The sequence below is a fragment of the Streptomyces zaehneri genome (genome assembly GCF_032248645.1).
Lineage (GTDB): Bacteria > Actinomycetota > Actinomycetes > Streptomycetales > Streptomycetaceae > Streptomyces > Streptomyces coriariae.
Window position 1 is genome coordinate 23,064 of record NZ_JASTTJ010000020.1, and the last position, 15,685, is coordinate 38,748.

Annotated in this window: 17 protein-coding genes and 2 pseudogenes; 10 read left to right on the plus strand and 9 right to left on the minus strand. The window is 72.3% G+C overall.

Annotation, left to right across the window (positions count from 1 at the left end; translation table 11 throughout):
- Nucleotide 1: 1 nt before the first annotated feature.
- Nucleotides 2-496, plus strand: a pseudogene (locus tag QQM72_RS28520) (GNAT family N-acetyltransferase); the annotation flags it as partial.
- A gap of 78 nt (nt 497-574) precedes the next feature.
- On the opposite strand, the gene QQM72_RS28525 reads toward QQM72_RS28520, so the two are convergent.
- Both QQM72_RS28525 and QQM72_RS28530 read right to left on the minus strand, forming a co-directional pair.
- Nucleotides 575-841: a DUF4031 domain-containing protein gene (locus QQM72_RS28525; RefSeq protein WP_314223720.1), complete on the minus strand. Its 267-nt coding sequence runs from the start codon at nt 839-841 to the stop codon at nt 575-577.
- Nucleotides 842-848: 7 nt separating this feature from the next.
- Nucleotides 849-1,232: a hypothetical protein gene (locus QQM72_RS28530; protein WP_314223721.1), complete on the minus strand. Its 384-nt coding sequence runs from the start codon at nt 1,230-1,232 to the stop codon at nt 849-851.
- A gap of 23 nt (nt 1,233-1,255) precedes the next feature.
- On the opposite strand from QQM72_RS28530, the pseudogene QQM72_RS28535 reads away from it, so the two are divergent.
- The 3 genes and pseudogenes from QQM72_RS28535 to QQM72_RS28545 all read left to right on the plus strand — a co-directional run.
- Nucleotides 1,256-1,519: pseudogene (locus QQM72_RS28535) on the plus strand (RpiR family transcriptional regulator); the annotation flags it as partial.
- Nucleotides 1,520-1,571: 52 nt separating this feature from the next.
- Nucleotides 1,572-2,507, plus strand: coding sequence for an N-acetylmuramic acid 6-phosphate etherase (murQ, locus tag QQM72_RS28540; protein WP_314223722.1), 936 nt, complete (start codon nt 1,572-1,574; stop codon nt 2,505-2,507).
- A 16-nt stretch (nt 2,508-2,523) separates the two neighbouring features.
- Complete coding sequence (locus tag QQM72_RS28545; RefSeq protein WP_399078947.1) at nt 2,524-3,975, plus strand: PTS transporter subunit EIIC; 1,452 nt, start codon at nt 2,524-2,526, stop codon at nt 3,973-3,975.
- Here QQM72_RS28545 and QQM72_RS28550 read toward each other — a convergent pair.
- Nucleotides 3,908-5,422: a subtype B tannase gene (locus QQM72_RS28550; protein WP_314223852.1), complete on the minus strand. Its 1,515-nt coding sequence runs from the start codon at nt 5,420-5,422 to the stop codon at nt 3,908-3,910. The two genes, QQM72_RS28545 and QQM72_RS28550, sit on opposite strands and share 68 nt — an antisense overlap.
- Nucleotides 5,423-5,600: 178 nt before the next feature.
- On the opposite strand from QQM72_RS28550, the gene QQM72_RS28555 reads away from it, so the two are divergent.
- The gene (locus QQM72_RS28555) at nt 5,601-6,176 is read left to right on the plus strand and encodes a hypothetical protein (RefSeq protein ID WP_314223723.1); all 576 of its coding nucleotides are present in this window, start codon (nt 5,601-5,603) and stop codon (nt 6,174-6,176) included.
- Nucleotides 6,177-6,198: 22 nt separating this feature from the next.
- On the opposite strand, the gene QQM72_RS28560 is transcribed toward QQM72_RS28555, so the two are convergent.
- From QQM72_RS28560 to QQM72_RS28585, 6 genes are all read right to left on the minus strand, one after another.
- On the minus strand, nt 6,199-7,773 hold the full coding sequence (locus QQM72_RS28560) for a carboxylesterase/lipase family protein (RefSeq protein WP_314223724.1): 1,575 nt from the start codon (nt 7,771-7,773) through the stop codon (nt 6,199-6,201).
- 173 nt (nt 7,774-7,946) lie between these two features.
- A complete protein-coding gene (locus tag QQM72_RS28565; RefSeq protein WP_314223725.1) occupies nt 7,947-9,437 on the minus strand; it encodes an MFS transporter in 1,491 nt (496 codons plus the stop codon).
- A gap of 491 nt (nt 9,438-9,928) precedes the next feature.
- Nucleotides 9,929-10,783, minus strand: coding sequence for a metallophosphoesterase (locus QQM72_RS28570; protein ID WP_314223726.1), 855 nt, complete (start codon nt 10,781-10,783; stop codon nt 9,929-9,931).
- A 73-nt stretch (nt 10,784-10,856) separates the two neighbouring features.
- Nucleotides 10,857-11,984, minus strand: a complete 1,128-nt coding sequence (locus QQM72_RS28575; RefSeq protein ID WP_314223727.1) for an NADH:flavin oxidoreductase — start codon at nt 11,982-11,984, stop codon at nt 10,857-10,859.
- 307 nt (nt 11,985-12,291) lie between these two features.
- Complete coding sequence (locus tag QQM72_RS28580) at nt 12,292-12,519, minus strand: hypothetical protein (protein ID WP_314223728.1); 228 nt, start codon at nt 12,517-12,519, stop codon at nt 12,292-12,294.
- The gene (locus tag QQM72_RS28585; protein WP_314223729.1) at nt 12,516-12,740 is read right to left on the minus strand and encodes a hypothetical protein; all 225 of its coding nucleotides are present in this window, start codon (nt 12,738-12,740) and stop codon (nt 12,516-12,518) included. The genes QQM72_RS28580 and QQM72_RS28585 overlap by 4 nt, the downstream gene beginning before the upstream one ends.
- Nucleotides 12,741-12,855: 115 nt before the next feature.
- Between QQM72_RS28585 and QQM72_RS28590 the strand changes: the two genes are divergently transcribed.
- From QQM72_RS28590 to QQM72_RS28610, 5 genes are all read left to right on the plus strand, one after another.
- Nucleotides 12,856-13,698, plus strand: coding sequence for a helix-turn-helix domain-containing protein (locus tag QQM72_RS28590; protein ID WP_314223730.1), 843 nt, complete (start codon nt 12,856-12,858; stop codon nt 13,696-13,698).
- Nucleotides 13,679-13,945, plus strand: a complete 267-nt coding sequence (locus QQM72_RS28595; RefSeq protein WP_314223731.1) for a DUF397 domain-containing protein — start codon at nt 13,679-13,681, stop codon at nt 13,943-13,945. The genes QQM72_RS28590 and QQM72_RS28595 overlap by 20 nt, the downstream gene beginning before the upstream one ends.
- Nucleotides 13,946-14,221: 276 nt before the next feature.
- Nucleotides 14,222-15,055, plus strand: a complete 834-nt coding sequence (locus QQM72_RS28600) for a hypothetical protein (RefSeq protein WP_314223732.1) — start codon at nt 14,222-14,224, stop codon at nt 15,053-15,055.
- A gap of 38 nt (nt 15,056-15,093) precedes the next feature.
- Entirely contained in the window at nt 15,094-15,369 is a 276-nt protein-coding gene (locus QQM72_RS28605) for a type II toxin-antitoxin system Phd/YefM family antitoxin (protein ID WP_159051530.1), read from the plus strand.
- A complete protein-coding gene (locus QQM72_RS28610; RefSeq protein WP_054243903.1) occupies nt 15,366-15,617 on the plus strand; it encodes a type II toxin-antitoxin system RelE family toxin in 252 nt (83 codons plus the stop codon). The genes QQM72_RS28605 and QQM72_RS28610 overlap by 4 nt, the downstream gene beginning before the upstream one ends.
- Nucleotides 15,618-15,685: the final 68 nt, after the last annotated feature.

Here is a 15,685-nt window from a genome sequence, read left to right on the forward strand (position 1 = left end):
CATCCCCGCCGAACGCCTCACCCTCGAAGGCGTCACGCCCAGCGCCGCCGCCGGACTGCGTGCGGGCGGCGGCGGAGGCTTCGTGTGGCTCGACGACGGACCGTTCGAGGGGACGCGGGACGCCGCGGGAATGATGGTGCGGGCGTATGTGTCCGGCACGCACCGGCCGGAGTTCGGCCTGTACGTCCTCGTACGGCGAGCGGACGGCCGGGCCGTCGGCAGCATGTGCTTCCACACGGCTCCGGACGAGGACGGCCGCACGGAGATCGGCTACGACCTGGTCGAGGCCGCCCGCGGCCACGGCTACGCGACCGAGGCGCTGCGCGCGCTGTCCGGCTGGGCGCTGGCACGGGACGACGTACGGCGCCTGTTCGCGGTCGTCGAGCACGCCAACGGCCCGTCCCGGGGTGTGCTGGAGCGGGCCGGGTTCGTCAAGGTGGCCGCCGGCGACGAGGAGGACGCGTACGAGCTGCGCGGGCCGGAGCACCTGCCGTAGGACGCCCCGCGCCGGCCGGCCTGCCCGCACCCCCGCCCCGTGGCCCCGCCCCGTGGCCCCGCCCCGTGGCCCCGGCGCCTACCGCCCGGCGCCCTTGCGTCTGCGCAGGCCGGCCGCCGTCAGCAGGCGCACCACCTCGCGGCTGCTCACCTCGACCGCGCCGGCCGCCACCACCTCGGCGTAGCGGTGCGACGGGATGTCGTAGTGATCGCGCTCGAAGGCGCGCCGCGGGACGCCCAACCCGTCGGCGAAGAGGTGCAGTTCGCCGTACGAGACATCGCTCACGAGGTGGGACCACATACGGCCGTGGCCCGGCCAGTCCGGCGGGTCGATGTAGACGGTCACGAGAGCCTCACGAGGACGGGTCCCCTCCCAGGGCCGGCCCCAGCGAGCCCACCGAGGCGACCTTCACGCCCGCCTTGTGGCACACCCAGTGCGGGTCGGGACCGAGTTCGGGCTCGACCTCGAGGGCGTGCGGGTCGCCGGAGCCGCAGACCGGGCAGACCGGCCAGCGCCCGTGCCGCTCCAGCAGCGCGTCCTGCACGTCCTGCGCCACCAGTCCCGCCACGTAGGCCACGCCGTCCGGCCACTGCTCGACCCACCAGCGCCGCTGGACGACGGAGTCCTCGACCAGCGACACCACGTCCGCGGCCGCGACCTCGCCGGAGGCCAGATCGGCCAGCACGAGGGCGCGTGCCGTGTGCAACGCCTGTTCCAGGGGGCTGATGGGTTCCATGCACCCATTGTGCGCACTCTTGACCGCTGCTGGTGACGTCCGACCACGGGGCGACCACCGTCGCCCTCACCGGACGGCCGAAGAGCGCGGTGACGCGGTACGCCGATCATGTGCCGGCCACGTCGACCGCGCGGGAGAGCGAGCTGCGCCCGGCGGCGATGTAGTCCCGCACGAGCCGGCTGCCGGTGGTGGACTGCCTGTTCCTGGGGGTGGCCCGGCGCACCTGCGCGACGGCCGCGCCGGCGTCGGCCGCGTCGTACGAGGCGTTGGCCCACCGGCACCGGTAGACCGTGGAGGTGCAGACAGTTGTCCCGACCCGCACCGGAAAGAGCCCTGCCGATGACCTCCCAGCCCGACCCCAGTGAGCTGCGCGCCGCGCTCGAATCCCTCACCACCGAGGCGTTCCGCCCCGACCTCGCCGAGATCGACCGGCTCCCCACCCTCGACATCGCCCATCTCATGAACGAGGAGGACGCCGACGTCCCCGCCGCCGTAGGCGTGCGGCTTCCGCAGATCGCCGCCGTCATCGACGCGGTGGCCGCACGCATGGCACGCGGCGGACGGCTGGTATACGCCGGTGCCGGTACCGCCGGACGGCTCGGAGTCCTCGACGCCTCCGAGTGCCCGCCGACCTTCAACACCGCGCCCGGCCAGGTCGTCGGACTGATCGCGGGCGGCCCGTCGGCCGTGGTCACCTCCGTCGAGGGCGCCGAGGACTCGGCGGAGCTCGCCGAGGCGGATCTGGCCGCCCTCGCGCTCACCCCCGACGACACGGTGGTCGGCGTCTCCGCCTCCGGTCGCACCCCGTACGCCGTCGGCGCCGTGCGGTACGCGCGGGCCCGGGGCGCCCTGACCGTCGGGCTGGCCTGCAACCCGGGCAGCGCGCTGGCCGCCGCCGCCGAGCACGGGATCGAGGTGGTCGTGGGGCCGGAGCTGCTCACCGGCTCCACCCGGCTGAAGGCGGGCACGGCCCAGAAGCTGGTCCTGAACATGATCTCGACGATCACGATGATCCGGCTGGGCAAGACGTACGGGAACCTGATGGTCGACGTCCGTGCCTCGAACGAGAAGCTGCGTGCCCGTTCCCGGCGGATCGTGGCGCTGGCGACCGGGGCGGACGAGCCGGAGATCGAGTCCGCCCTCGCGGCCACCGGCGGCGAGGTGAAGAACGCCATCCTCGCCCTGCTGGCCGGGGTGGACGGGCCGGCGGCCGCCCGCCTTCTGGAGGAGTCCGGGGGACATCTGCGCGCCGCGCTCGGTGCGGCGCGCGGCTGAGCCGCACGCTCGGGGGGTGCGTATCGACTCCTCCTCCACAGCCGCCGCGATCCTGCCCCTGGTGGGCGGCCCGGCGAACGTCACGTCCGTCGCCCACTGCATGACCCGGCTGCGGCTGGGCCTCGCCGATCCGTCCCGCGCGGACGAGGACGCGCTGCGGGCACTGCCCGGGGTGCTCGGGGTCGTCGTCGACGACGGCTCGTACCAGGTGGTCCTCGGGCCGGGCGTGGTGACACGGGTGACGGCCGACTTCGAGCAGCTGCTCGCCCGGCCGTCCACCGCCGACGAACTGGGCGCGCGCGGGGCCGAGTTGCGGGAGGAGCGGCGCAGGTGCAACGCGACTCCGTTCAAGGCCGGTCTGCGCCGGCTGGCCGCCGTGTTCGTCCCGCTGATCCCCGCCCTCATCGGCTGCGGGATCCTCGCCGGGATCAACGGTCTGCTGCTCAACGCCGGGTGGCTGCCGGGCCTCAGCCCCGCCCTGGCCGCCGTCGCCTCCGGCTTCATGGCGCTGATCGCCGTCTTCGTCGGCCACAACACGGCGAAGGAGTTCGGCGGCACCCCGGTCCTGGGCGGTGCGGTCGCGGCGATCGTCGTCTACCCGGGGGTCGCGAAGGTGACGGCGTTCGGGGTGACCCTCGCCCCCGGCCAGGGCGGGGTCCTCGGCGCGCTGGCGGCCGCGCTGCTGGCGACCCGCGTCGAGAAGTGGTGCCGTGGCCGGGTCCCGGAGGCGCTGGACGTGCTCCTCACCCCGACCCTGACGGTCCTCGTCGCCGGGCTCGGCACGCTGTACGGCCTGATGTACGCGGCCGGCGTGGTGTCCTCGGCCATCGGCACGGGCGCCGACCGGCTGCTGGCGACGACGGGCGCCTTCGCGGGGCTGGTGCTCGGCGGCCTCTTCCTGCCGCTGGTGATGCTCGGCCTGCACCAGGCCCTCATCCCCATCCACACCACCCTCATCGACCAGCAGGGCTACACGGTGCTGCTGCCCGTCCTGGCGATGGCGGGCGCGGGCCAGGTCGGCGCGGCGGTGGCGGTGTACGTGCGGCTGCGCCACGACACCTCCATCCGGACGACGATCAGGTCGGCGCTCCCGGCCGGGCTGCTGGGCGTCGGGGAGCCCCTGATCTACGGGGTGTCGCTGCCGCTGGGCCGCCCCTTCCTCACCGCCTGCGCGGGCGGGGCGGCCGGCGGCGCCTTCGTCGGCTTCTTCGCGATGCTCGGCGACAAGGTGGGGGCGACGGCGATCGGCCCGTCCGGCTGGGCCCTGTTCCCGCTGCTGGCGGGCAACCGGGGACTGGGCCTGACGGCCGCGGTCTACGCCGGCGGGCTGCTGACGGGGTACGCGGTCGGCTTCGCGGCGACCTACGCCTTCGGCGTCACCGACCGCGGGCCGGCCGCCGCTACTTCCCGCCGGAGCGGGAGCGGGAGCGGAAGCCCTGGTGGCCCGACACCTGGCCGATCCAGCTGACGAAGTCGCCGGGGTCGAGGTCGGCGCCGTGGCCCGCGTCCCAGTAGTAGGCCGTGTCGACGTCGTCGCCGAGCGCGGTCAGGCGGGTCGCGAGGTTGGCGGCCACCGACAGCGAGGTGTCGCTGTCCTTCGTGCCGAGGCGTATCCACCAGTGCTTCGCGCGGTGCGGGTTGACCTTGTCGACGAGGTGGTACATCGGGTTCATCAGGTGCAGCTTGGCGGGGAGGTCGGCGTCCAGGCGGGCGCTGTCGCCGGCCTCGTGGCGGAGGCTGTAGAGCGTGAAGTGACGGGCCTTCGTGGTGCCGGTGCCGAAGAGGTTGCACTCGGGCGTGGACAGGTCGAAGCCGTCGAAGGAGGGGGCGTTCTTCTTGCGGGCTCCCACGTGGGTGAGGAAGTCCGCCCAGGTGAAGGTGGCCTTGCCCGCGGACCAGGTGATGAAGGGGTTCGCGGCGAGGTAGGTGTCGCGGGCGGTGTCCGTCAGGGCCCCCAGGTACTTGGTGGCCGAGGGCTGGATGAACGTCTCCAGCAGATAGGTGTCCAGGTTGCGGGCGGTGAGGGCGCCGTAGCCCTTGGCGCGCAGCTTCAGGGCCGCGAGGTATTCCGTGAACTGGGCCTTCAGGTCGGCGGAGACCGTCGCGTCGACCGTCGCGCCGGAGGCGAGCGGGTTGGCTCCCCAGCACCACTCGTAGGCGGCGTCGGCGTGCTCCAGGTCGGTGATGGGGCACCAGTCGCCGCTGGCGAAGACGGCGTCGGAGGTGTCCGCCGCTCCGATCTCCGCGAGGTAGGAGTCGTACAGCGGGCTGTCTCCGGAGGCGCCGAGCAGCGCGGAGAGGGCTCCGCCGGCGCTGACGCCGCTGGAGACGATCCGCTCGACGTCTCCGGGGACGCGGCCCTTGTTGAACTTCAGGTACCGCACCGCCGCCTTGAGGTCGACGATCGCGGCGGGCGCGGTGCCGTAGTACGTGCCGTTCGCGTCGACGAGGCTGCGGCCGCGGGCGCCGGGCTCCACGACGACGTACCCGGCGGCCAGCGCCAGCGCCTGACGGCTGGTGCCGCCGCCCATGCCGGACGCGCTGATCCCGGTGGCGTTCGCGACGGAGGACGGCATGTAACCGCCGACGGCGTTGGCGAAGAGGATGGGCGCGTCGGAGGCGTCCACGGCGGCGCCGTCGATGGACACGGGGACGCTGACGTTCAGGGACTGGTAGACCGTGTTCACCGGCCTGGCGACGTAACTGGCGACCTTGAAGAAGCGGTAGGTCACGCTGTGCGCGGTGCCGGTGGTGTCCTTGATGCTGATGGTCTGCTCGGTGTAGGCGGTGGGGTCGAAGACCAGGGAGGCGTCGGCCGCCGCCCCGGAGCCCCCGGATGCCCTGGCCTGCCCGGCCGCGGCGGCCGCCGGGGCGTACCCGAGGGCAGGCACGGCCCCTGCCGCGGTGAGCCCCATGACCACAGTCCTGCGCTTCACTCGCTCCACATCCATCTCTTCAGTAGGCAGCTCTTGCCGTCGCCCCCTTTGCTACCACCCGCACCCACTGATCGTCACCGAAATTGTCAACAATCACAGCCGCACGGCGCAGATTGGCCGAGAGCCGTCACCCGCGCGCCCGCCCTACCCTGGAGCCATGAACCACGCCCAGCTCACCGCGCTCGGCCGTGCCCTCCGACTCCTCGGCGAGCACGGCGAAGCGCTCACCGGCGACACCCCGGACACCCGGCTGCACGAGGTCAAGGCCGATCTGCGGCGTGCCCTGGACCTGCTGGACGACAGCGTCGTCGGCGCCACGCCCACCACCCGCTGCGCCGAGCACCCGCACGGCCCGGTCGACGAAGCGGCCCCCGACCTGTGCCTGCTCTGCGAGACCCGCCGCCGGGCGGCCCGCCGCGCCGAGTTCAACGGCCCCGCCCCGCAGGCCCCTTACAGCGCCCCCACCCCGTCCACCTCCCGTTACGGCACCCGCGCCGACCGCCCGCAGCCCCAGCAGCGCTGGCTGGCGGAGCTGTGGACCGGCCAGGAGTGGCAGCTCTGCGGGACGCCGCGCAGGGACCGCCGCGAGGCCGAGCTCTACATCGCCGCCCTGCGCCGCGGATCCCGGCCCGCGATGGCCTACCGCCTGGTGCACGAGTTCACCGACTACGAGGTGCTGCGCATCTGGGGCACCCCGGTGAAGGTCGACATCGAGCCCCTCGGCAACCTCTAGGACCGCCACCGCCGTACGGCGCTCAGTCCCTGTCGCGTACACCCGCGGTCGGCAGCGGCAGCGGCGGGAAGCCGTGGCCCTCCCACAGCCGGCGGGAGGTCTCCTCCGGGTACGGGCGCACCTCCGGCTCCGCGTCCAGCACCTGTACCAGCCGCCGCTCCGGGTCGTAGGCCGGCCAGCCCGGGTCTCCCGTCCGCGCGAAGGACGTCCACGACCGCTGGAATTCCGCCGTCAGGGACCGGGCCTCGTCCGTCACCTCCGCCCCCGCGAACAGCAGGTTCCCGAGGTCCGCCGCGTAGGTGCCGAACAGCAGCGGGATGTCCAGGCCGTGGCAGGCGCCCAGGGCGCCGCCGGCTCCCGGGGCCGGCCAGGTCAGCTCGTAGACATGGGCCCGGCCACCGCCCGCCACCTGCGCCTCGGCCAGCCGCAGGGAGGGTATGCGGAACAGCCAGTCCGACTGCACCCGCTCGTACAGCTCGCCCGCGTCCGCGTCCGGGAAGGCCGAACGGTAGGCCTGTTCGCCCTCCCCTCCCCCGCCCGGGGCGAACAGGCGCAGCGCGGCCGTCGCCTGTTCCTCGGTCACCTTGCCCAGCAGGCCGCCCAGGACGAGGAACAGCCGGAACTCCTGCGCGTTGTGTCCGACGATGAGCTCGACGTCCCGAGCGGCGCCCGCCGCCAGCGCCTGCCAGGGAGTCGTCGGCAGGATCTCGCCGTCGACCACGGGAGAGAACGGGGTGACGGTGGGCGCGACCTGCCCCCACCGGTCCACCCGCTGGGCCATCTTCGCGCCCAGCGCCGCACCGGCCTCGGTCAGCGTGCGCGGGTCCACCGTGCCCAGGTCGGCGGCCGTCGGAGCCAGGCCGGCCTCCGCGGCGATCGCGCTCGCGAGGTCGCGGGCGAGTTCGTCGGAGAAGTAGGTGCCGGGCACGCTCTGCGCGATGGCCCGCCCGAACAGGCCCCGGGCGCTCGGCATGGCCAGCAGCGAGGCCACCGAACCGGCGCCCGCCGACTCGCCGAAGACGGTCACCCGGCCGGGGTCGCCGCCGAACGCCGTGATGTTGTCCCGCACCCACTCCAGCGCGGCGACCTGGTCCAGCAGCCCCCGGTTGGCGGGCGCGCCCTCGATCCGCGCGAACCCCTCTATGCCGACCCGGTAGTTGAAGGTGACGACGACCAGGTCGCCGGCGCGGGCGAGGTGCTGCGCGTCGTAACCGGGGCTGCCGGAGTGACCCAGCTTGTAGGCGCCGCCGTAGATCCACACCATCACCGGCCGGGCGGCCGCCCGGCCCGGCTCCGTGTCCGGGGTCCAGACGTTGACCGTCAGCCAGTCGTCGCCGGTCGGGGCGTCCGGGATCCCCGCCCGGCCCTGGATGCCCGCCTCCTGCGGGGGCGGCGGGCCGAAGGCGTACGCGTCCCGTATCCCGTCCCACGGCCGGGGCGGGCGCGGGGCCTGGAAGCGGGCCTCGCCGACCGGCGGCGCGGCAAAGGGGATACCGCGGAAGACCGTCAGGTCCTCCTCGCGGAGACCTCGTACGGCACCGGCGGTGGTGCGGGCGACGAACCGGTCGGTGGCGTCGATGGCGTCGGGTGTCGTCATGGATCACTCCTGAAATGGCGGCTGCTCGTGGAACGGACGGTGATCGGCGAAAGTGCCGGAGGCGGCTGTCACCCCTCGTGTGGGTGACAGCCGCCTCCGGCAGCACAGTTGGCCTCCGGCAGCACGGTTGGCCTCCGTCAGGCAGGTCGGGCCTCCGGCGCGTCAGTCGGCGCTCACGCCTTGACCGGGGCGGCCTCCTCGGCGCCCTCCGGGCCCGTCGCGTCCTCCACCGCCGAGAGCCCGGCCGGGGCCTTGCGCTTCGGGATGAAGGTGGCGAGGAGGAAGGCGGCCAGGGCCGCGCCTGCTCCGATGGCCATGACGACCTTGAAGCCGTTCTCCGAGGGCAGCGCGTAGCCGCCGAAGTCGGTGGTCATCTGGGCGAGGATCACACCGGCGATGGCGCTGGCGAAGCTGGTGCCCAGGGACCGCATCAGGGTGTTGAGGCTGTTGGCCGCGCCGGTCTGGGAGGGGTCCACGGCGCCCATGATCAGGGCCGGGAGCGCGCCGTAGGTGAAGCCGATACCGGCGCCGATGATGCAGGACACCAGGATCAGGTGCCAGACCTCGGACATGAGCGCGATGTTCAGGCCGTAGCCGGAGGCGACGATCAGCGCGCCGATCATCAGGGTGACCTTGGGGCCCTTGGCCTTGGTGATCCTGGCGGACGCGGCGGACATGACCATCATGACCAGGCCCTGCGGGGCCAGCACCAGACCGACGGTCAGCATCGACCTGCCCAGGCCGTAGCCGGTCTGCTCGGGCAGCTGGAGCAGCTGGGGCAGGACCAGGGACATCGCGAACATCGAGACGCCGAGGGCGATCGAGGCGAGGTTGGTGAAGAGCACCTGGGGCTTGGCGGTGGTGCGCAGGTCGACCAGCGGCTGCTTGGCCTTCAGCTCCCACCAGCCCCAGGCGGCCAGGATCAGGACGGCGGCGGCACCCAGGCCCAGCGTCGTACCGGAGGTCCAGCCCCAGTCGGCGCCCTTGGACACGGCCAGCAGCAGCGAGACCAGACCGGCCGACAGGCCGAGCGAGCCGACGAGGTCGAAGCGGCCGCCGACGCGGATCTTCGATTCCGGGACGAACACCAGCACGAGCAGGAAGGAGACGACGCCGAGAGCGGCGGAGGTCCAGAAGAGGATGTGCCAGTCCCAGTTGTCCGCGATGAACGCGGCGGTGGGCAGACCGAGCGCGCCGCCGACGCCGAGGGAGGCGCTCATCACGGCCGTCGAACCGGCGAGCTTCTCGGCGGACACCGTGTCCCGCAGGATGCTGATGCCCAGCGGCACCACGGCGGCCGACAGACCCTGGAGCGCACGACCGACGATCATCGGGAGGAGCGAGTCGGCGAGGGCGCAGACCACCGAGCCGGACACCAGCAGCACGATGCTGGTGAGCAGCATCCGCCGCTTGCCGACCATGTCCCCGAGCCGCCCCACGACCGGGGTGGCGACGGCGGCGGCGAGCAGCGTGGCGGTGACCGCCCAGGCGGTGTCGGAGGCGGGCGCGTCCAGCAGCTTGGGCAGCTCGGGGACGATCGGGATGACCAGCGTCTGCATCAGCGAGACGACGATCCCGGCCAGGGCCAGCACCGCCACCACGGCGTTCGACCTCGGTGGGGCGGATGTTCCCGCCGCAGCGGGTCGGGCAAGGGCGTCGGACATGACAGGGCCTCCGTCGGATGCACGAGGGATGTGAACTGCTTGACTCAAGCAAGCTTATGCAGATTGATTGAGTTAAGCAAGCTAAATCTCCCGCGCTCGCGCCCCCAGAGAGAAGGCGGAGGCCAGACGAGGCCAGACGAGGCCAGACGAGGCCAGGCGGAGGTCACGGACGGAGGCCGGACAGCGGTCGGGTGAGGCGGGACGGAGGTCGACCGGCGGGTCGAACGAGGCAAGGCAGCGGCCGGACGGAGGCGGACCAGTGGCCGGACGAGGCGGGACAGCGGCCGGACGGAGACGGGACAGCGGTCGGGCGAGGGGACAGCGGTCGGACGAGGTCGGACGGAGGCGGGACAGTGGCTGGGCAAGGCGGGACAGCAGTCGGACAGCGGCCGGAGGCGGGACAACGGTCGGACAGCGGCCGGAGGCGGGACAACGGTCGGGCCAGGGGACAGCGGTCGGACGAGGTCACACAGAGGGAACTCCCCCGGGCCTCAGCCGTGGCGCGCGATGATCTCCCGGGTCCGCTCCTCGTCCAGCTCGTAGACCGTCTCGTGGGCCCGCGGATCCCGTGCGTGCAGCGTGTGGAACATCGGCCCCGTCGGCCCGCCCAGCTCCACCAGGGATGCGGACGCCCCACGCACCGCCCGTTCGGTGCCGGGCGCGGTGGTCAGGTCGATGCGGTTGACGACCCCGGGCGTCACCCACACCGGCACGCCGGCCAGCAGCCCGAAGAGCTGGAGATGGAAGTGCCCGGTGAGCAGCGCACGGACGTCACTCCCCCGGATCACCTCCGCCAGCCCCTCGGGGTCGCGCAGCCCGAAGACCCGCTGGGTCGCCGAGAGGTCGAGGCTGATCGGGGGGTGGTGGAAGGCGACGACGGTGCCCTGCTCGGCCGGCGTGCTCAACACGTTCCGCAGCCAGTCCAGTTGGCCTGCGTCGAGCCGGCCGTACACCTGCCCCGGCACCAGGGAGTCCAGGGTGACGAGCCGCCAGCCGCCCACCGTACTGACGGCGGCCCGCTCGGCTCCGGGGAAGTCGAGGACGGCGTCCGGGTGCCCGCTGCCCAGCACCTTCGTGAAGGCGGACCGCTCGTCGTGGTTGCCGGTGGTGTAGAAGACGGGCGCGTCCAGGGAGCGCGCGAAGTCGCCGACCAGCTCCCGTACGGTCGTGTACGCCTCCACCGAGCCGTCGTCGGCGAGGTCGCCGGTGACGACGACCGCGTCCACGTCCCGCAGGTGGCGGAGTTCGCCGAGCAGGAGCCGCAGGGAGTCGGCCGCGTCGACCTGACGGCCGTCGGGCCCGTCGACGCGGCCGATATGGGTGTCCGAGAGCTGAAGGATTCTCATCTCCCCGACCATACCCGCGAGTTGGCACTCAACGAGGCGCCGATCAGCGAGGTGTCGCTCAGCGAGGTGTCACTCAGCTGAGGGTGCGCAGCGCGGCGGCGTCGTACGGCTTCAGCTCGTCGAGACGGCCGTCGAGCACCTTGGCCGCCCACTCCGGGTCCTGGAGCAGCGCACGCCCGACGGCCACCATGTCGAACTCGTCGCGCTCCAGCCGGTCGAGGATGTCGTCGATGCCCTTGACCGGGGAGCCCTCGCCCGCGAAGGCCTTGATGAAGTCGCCGTCGAGACCGACCGAGCCGACCGTGATGGTGGGCTTGCCGGTGAGCTTCTTCGTCCAGCCCGCGAGGTTGAGGTCCGAGCCGTCGAACTCCGGGAGCCAGTAGCGGCGGGTGGAGGCGTGGAAGGAGTCGACACCGGCGGCGGCGAGCGGGGCGAGGATGGCCTCCAGCTCCTCCGGCGTCTCGGCGAGCCGCGCGTCGTACGCCTCCTGCTTCCACTGCGAGTAGCGGAAGATGATCGGGAACTCGGCCGAGACGGTCTCGCGCACGGCGGCCACGACCTCGGCGGCGAACTTGGCGCGGGCCACGGCGTCGCCGCCGTAGGCGTCGGTGCGGCGGTTGGTGCCGGCCCACAGGAACTGGTCCACGAGGTATCCGTGGGCGCCGTGGATCTCCACGCCGTCGAAGCCGATGCGCTCGGCGGCGGCCGCGGCCTCGGCGAACGCGCCGATGACGTCGTCCAGGTCGCGCTGGGTCATCGCCTTGCCGGTGCCCTCGGTGCCGTCGACCCGGATACCGGAGGGACCGACGGCGGGCGCGTCCGCGTACGGCGGCTCACCCTGGTTGCGCACCATCCCGATGTGCCACAGCTGCGGCACGATCGTCCCGCCGCCCGCGTGCACGGCCTCCGCGACCTTCGCCCAGCCCGCGAGCTGCTCCGCACCGTGGAACCGCGGCACCCGGTCGCTCTGTCCCGCCGACTCGTGCCCGACGTACGTCCCCTCGGTGACGATGAGGCCCACACCGGCGGCGGCCCGACGGCCGTAGTACGACACGACGTCCTCGCCGGGAACGCCGTCCGGGGAGAACATGCGGGTCATCGGCGCCATGGCGATGCGGTTCGGGACGGTGAGTCCGTTGATGGACACCGGGCGGGCGAGAATCTCGGCGGCGCGCGTGGCGGCGGGCGGGGTGATGCTCACGTGGGGGGCTCCTCGGGACGATGGACCGGTGGGTATGTGCACATGCATCAAGTGCCTCTCCCACTGGAACCCCCGGGCCCCCCGCGCCATTCCGAGCCCCGGGAGACAACCCCTGTGATCCCGGCCACGCGGTCGGGCCGCACATCCCGCTCACACGTCCCGGCCCCCGTCCCGGCCACGAGAATGACGCCCTGCCGAAGTCCCCGCCGCCGCCCTCCCTGCCGACCGTCCGACTCCCCTTCCACTACCTCGGTGCCGACCCCACCACCGGCCCCAACTACACGGGCCAGCCCGCGGTCGGCTCCTACTACACCGCCTCCTGACCGGCGGTCTCCTCACGGGAGCGAGTGTCACGGTTCAGTCTGCGCACTCTCTCCCGCAGCACCTCGGCGGGCGCCGCCTCTGCCACGTCCTCCGGCAGACAGTCCCACTCCCGCCCGCCGCCCACCGGCCGCAGCACCACCCGGCCCTCCAGCCGTTCCATGACCTCCCCGATCCGCCCGCTCCGCGCGTCCCGGACGTACGCCCCGCTCACGCGTCGGCCCCCGCCCCTCGCAGCGCCGCGGCCAGCCGCGAGGCCACGCCCAGGTTGCAACGGCCCAGGTCCACCAAGGCGTACGGGTCACCGTGCGCGCCCGAGACCGGGTCGATCCGCAGCGACGGCAGGATGATCCCCGCGTCGTGCAAGGCCGCTCGCAGTTGATCCACGGCCTCCTGGACCGTCCGTGCGGGCCGGTCACCCGTTGTCGTCCCCATCTCGCCCATCCCTCCACGCTGAGTGTTCCCGTTCACCACACAGCGTGTCCGTCATGCTCCTAACCTGGCCAGATACGGCGTCCCAACAACCCCACCTGTGTGACAGGGAGTCGCCATGCCAGGCCCGAAGGACCTCGATCCGTCATCGTCGCCACGCGCCCTGCTGGGGGCGGAGCTGCGGCACGCCCGCGAGCGGAAGGGGCTCAGCCAGGCCGAACTGGGCGAGCCGCTCTTCGTCAGCGGGTCGTTCATCGGCCAACTGGAGGCCGGGACGCGAAGACTGCACCTCGAATACGCCGTCCAGGTGGACGAGATCCTGGGCACGAGCGGGTTCTTCGAGCGCAACTGCAAGGCCCTGGCCACGTCGAGGTACCCCGACCACTTCGTGGAGGCGGCGGAGGCGGAGGCGATCGCCACGGCGATCAGCGAGTACGCGCAGATGCTGATCCCGGGCCTGTTGCAGACGAAGGCGTACGCCACCGGTGTGTTCCGCGCGTACAAGCCGACAGCTCTGGACGGCGAGATCGACGATCTGGTCGCCACCCGCCTCGAACGCGCGAGCCTCCTCGACGATCCAACAACCCCGTTGTTGTGGGTGATCCTCGATGAGGCGGTGCTCCGCCGAGAGGTCGGCAGCGGGACAGTGATGGCGGAGGCCCTGCGTCACGTGGCGGACCTGGCCCGTCGACGCCGGATCATCGTGCAAGTGCTGCCGTTCGGTGCCGGAGCGCACGCGTCGATGCACGGCTCCCTGAAGCTCATGGAGTTCGAGGACGCACCCCCGCTCTCCTTCGTGGAGGCACCGGATATGGGAAAGCTCCTGGACGACCCGGCCACAGTCGCCCGCCACACCTTGATGTTCAACCTGCTCCAGGCAACGGCACTTTCGCCGCAGCATTCTCTGGCCCTGCTGGAGTCGGTGGCGCAGGATTACGAGCATGGAGAAGAGCACCGATGAGTACGACCTGACCGCCGCCACCTGGCACAAGTCCAGCTACAGCGGCGGCGAGGGCGGCAACTGCCTGGAGGTCGCCCGCTGGCGCAAGTCGACGTACAGCGGGGGCGACGGCGGCAACTGCCTCGAAGTCGCCGACGGCCACCCCACCCTCGTCCCCGTCCGCGACTCCAAGACCCCCCACGGCCCGAAGCTCGCGTTTCGGGCCGAGGCGTGGTCCGTGTTCGTGGAGAACCTCAAGGTGGACTGATCCACACCCGCCCCGAAGCTCAAGCCTCCAGTGCCGAGCCCTCTTTGCAAGGAACGGGTTAGGGGTCTCAACCCACCCTCCCACCCGGCAAGTTGACGCGGAGCGACCGACTTGCCACGGAAGGTCACCACGCTCTAGCGTGCGCATAACGAAACAGCCCCCGCCAGGTGCGCCAACACCTGCGGGGGCTTGACCTACAAGATCGAAAGCAGTCGATCCGTGGCTGATGCCAAGCTTAGTGCCGCCTCCCCGCCCGCGCACGTATCCCCGCACCCGATGGCCAATCCGGGTTACGGAAAACGTTCCGCACCGGGCCAACTCCGCCGCACCCGTCACGACTTCGCGCACCTCCCGCCCCGCGAGGCGGCCATCGCCGCGTACCTCGACCGGCTCCCCGACGGCACCGACATCTCCGTGAAGACGCTGGCCAAGCAGCTGCCGTACGGCCAGTGCGCCCTCCGGACAGCCCTCAACCGCATCCAGCAGGCCGGGCACTTGAGGCGGGGCCGGGAACGCATGGCAACCGCCTCGGGCGAATCCCGCTGGATCACCCGAACGTGGTTCACCCGTACCGCACGCGACGACGGCTGGTGGGTGACGTTCACGCGAGGTGACGTACCGGAAGACGCGCCGGACCCCGAACGAACCCGGCCCGCCACCCGCTCCCGAGCCCACATCCTCCTGGCGGCCCTCGGCCGCACGGCCCCCGCCCTCTCCCTCTCCGCCGCCGACTGCGCGCAGCTCGCTCCGCTGGTGGAGGAGTGGTTCGCGCGGGGAGCCACCGAAGAGACGCTCCTGGCTTCGATGACCGCCGGCCTGCCCACTCCCGTCCACAGCCCGGCGGCCCTGCTCCACCGCCGCCTGACGGACAAACTCCCACCGGAACCACCGGCGCCGCGCCCGCCCCGCCGGATGCTGGAGTGCGCGGAGTGTCGTGTCCCGGGCCGACCCGAAGCGCTGCCGGGGGGTGTATGCAGCGGCTGCCGGGAGGAGCGCGCCCACGCCCACTCCAATGCGCCCCTGTCCGCGGCGGCCATCCACGCCCACACGGCCGGCATCCGAGCCGCGATGTCCCGGCCACGCCCGGAAAGGACAGCGACGTCCCGATGATTTCACCGCACACACCGGCAGGTGTGTACAGTTTGTCCATGGAGACATATCCGCTTGTGGAAGCCCGCAATCAGCTCGGTCAGCTCGTCGGTCGTGTCCGGCACGGCCAGGAACACATCCTGATCACCGAGTACGGCAGGCCCGCCGCCGCGCTCATCCCGATAAGCGAACTGGAAGAGCTTCAGCGGCTGCGCGATGAGGCGGACATCGCAGAAGCGCGGGCTCGTGAGGCGGCTCCGTCCGGCCAGTCGATGTCTCACGACGCGTTCATGGACCAGTTGGAGGCGGAGGACCGGCAGGCGGCCGCTTCATGACGCACGCGGTCGTTTGGGAGCAGCACGCCATGGCCGAGTTCCGGCGGCTCCGTGCCATCGACCCCGTGGGCGCCAAGGCGACTGCCGCGGCTGTACGCGCGCTCGCCGACGAGCCACGCCCGGAGGCGGCCAGCGCCTTGGGCACCTCGGGCTACTACAGGCTGCATATAGGCAACTGGCGCGTGCTCTACCGGCCGGACGGCGACACTGTCACCGTTTACGTGCTGAAGGTCGGCCGCAGCAACTGACGTCGCTCACATTCTTGAGCGCACCCCGAGAACGCCCGAAGGCGGCACCCCCCGTTTCCGGGAAGTAC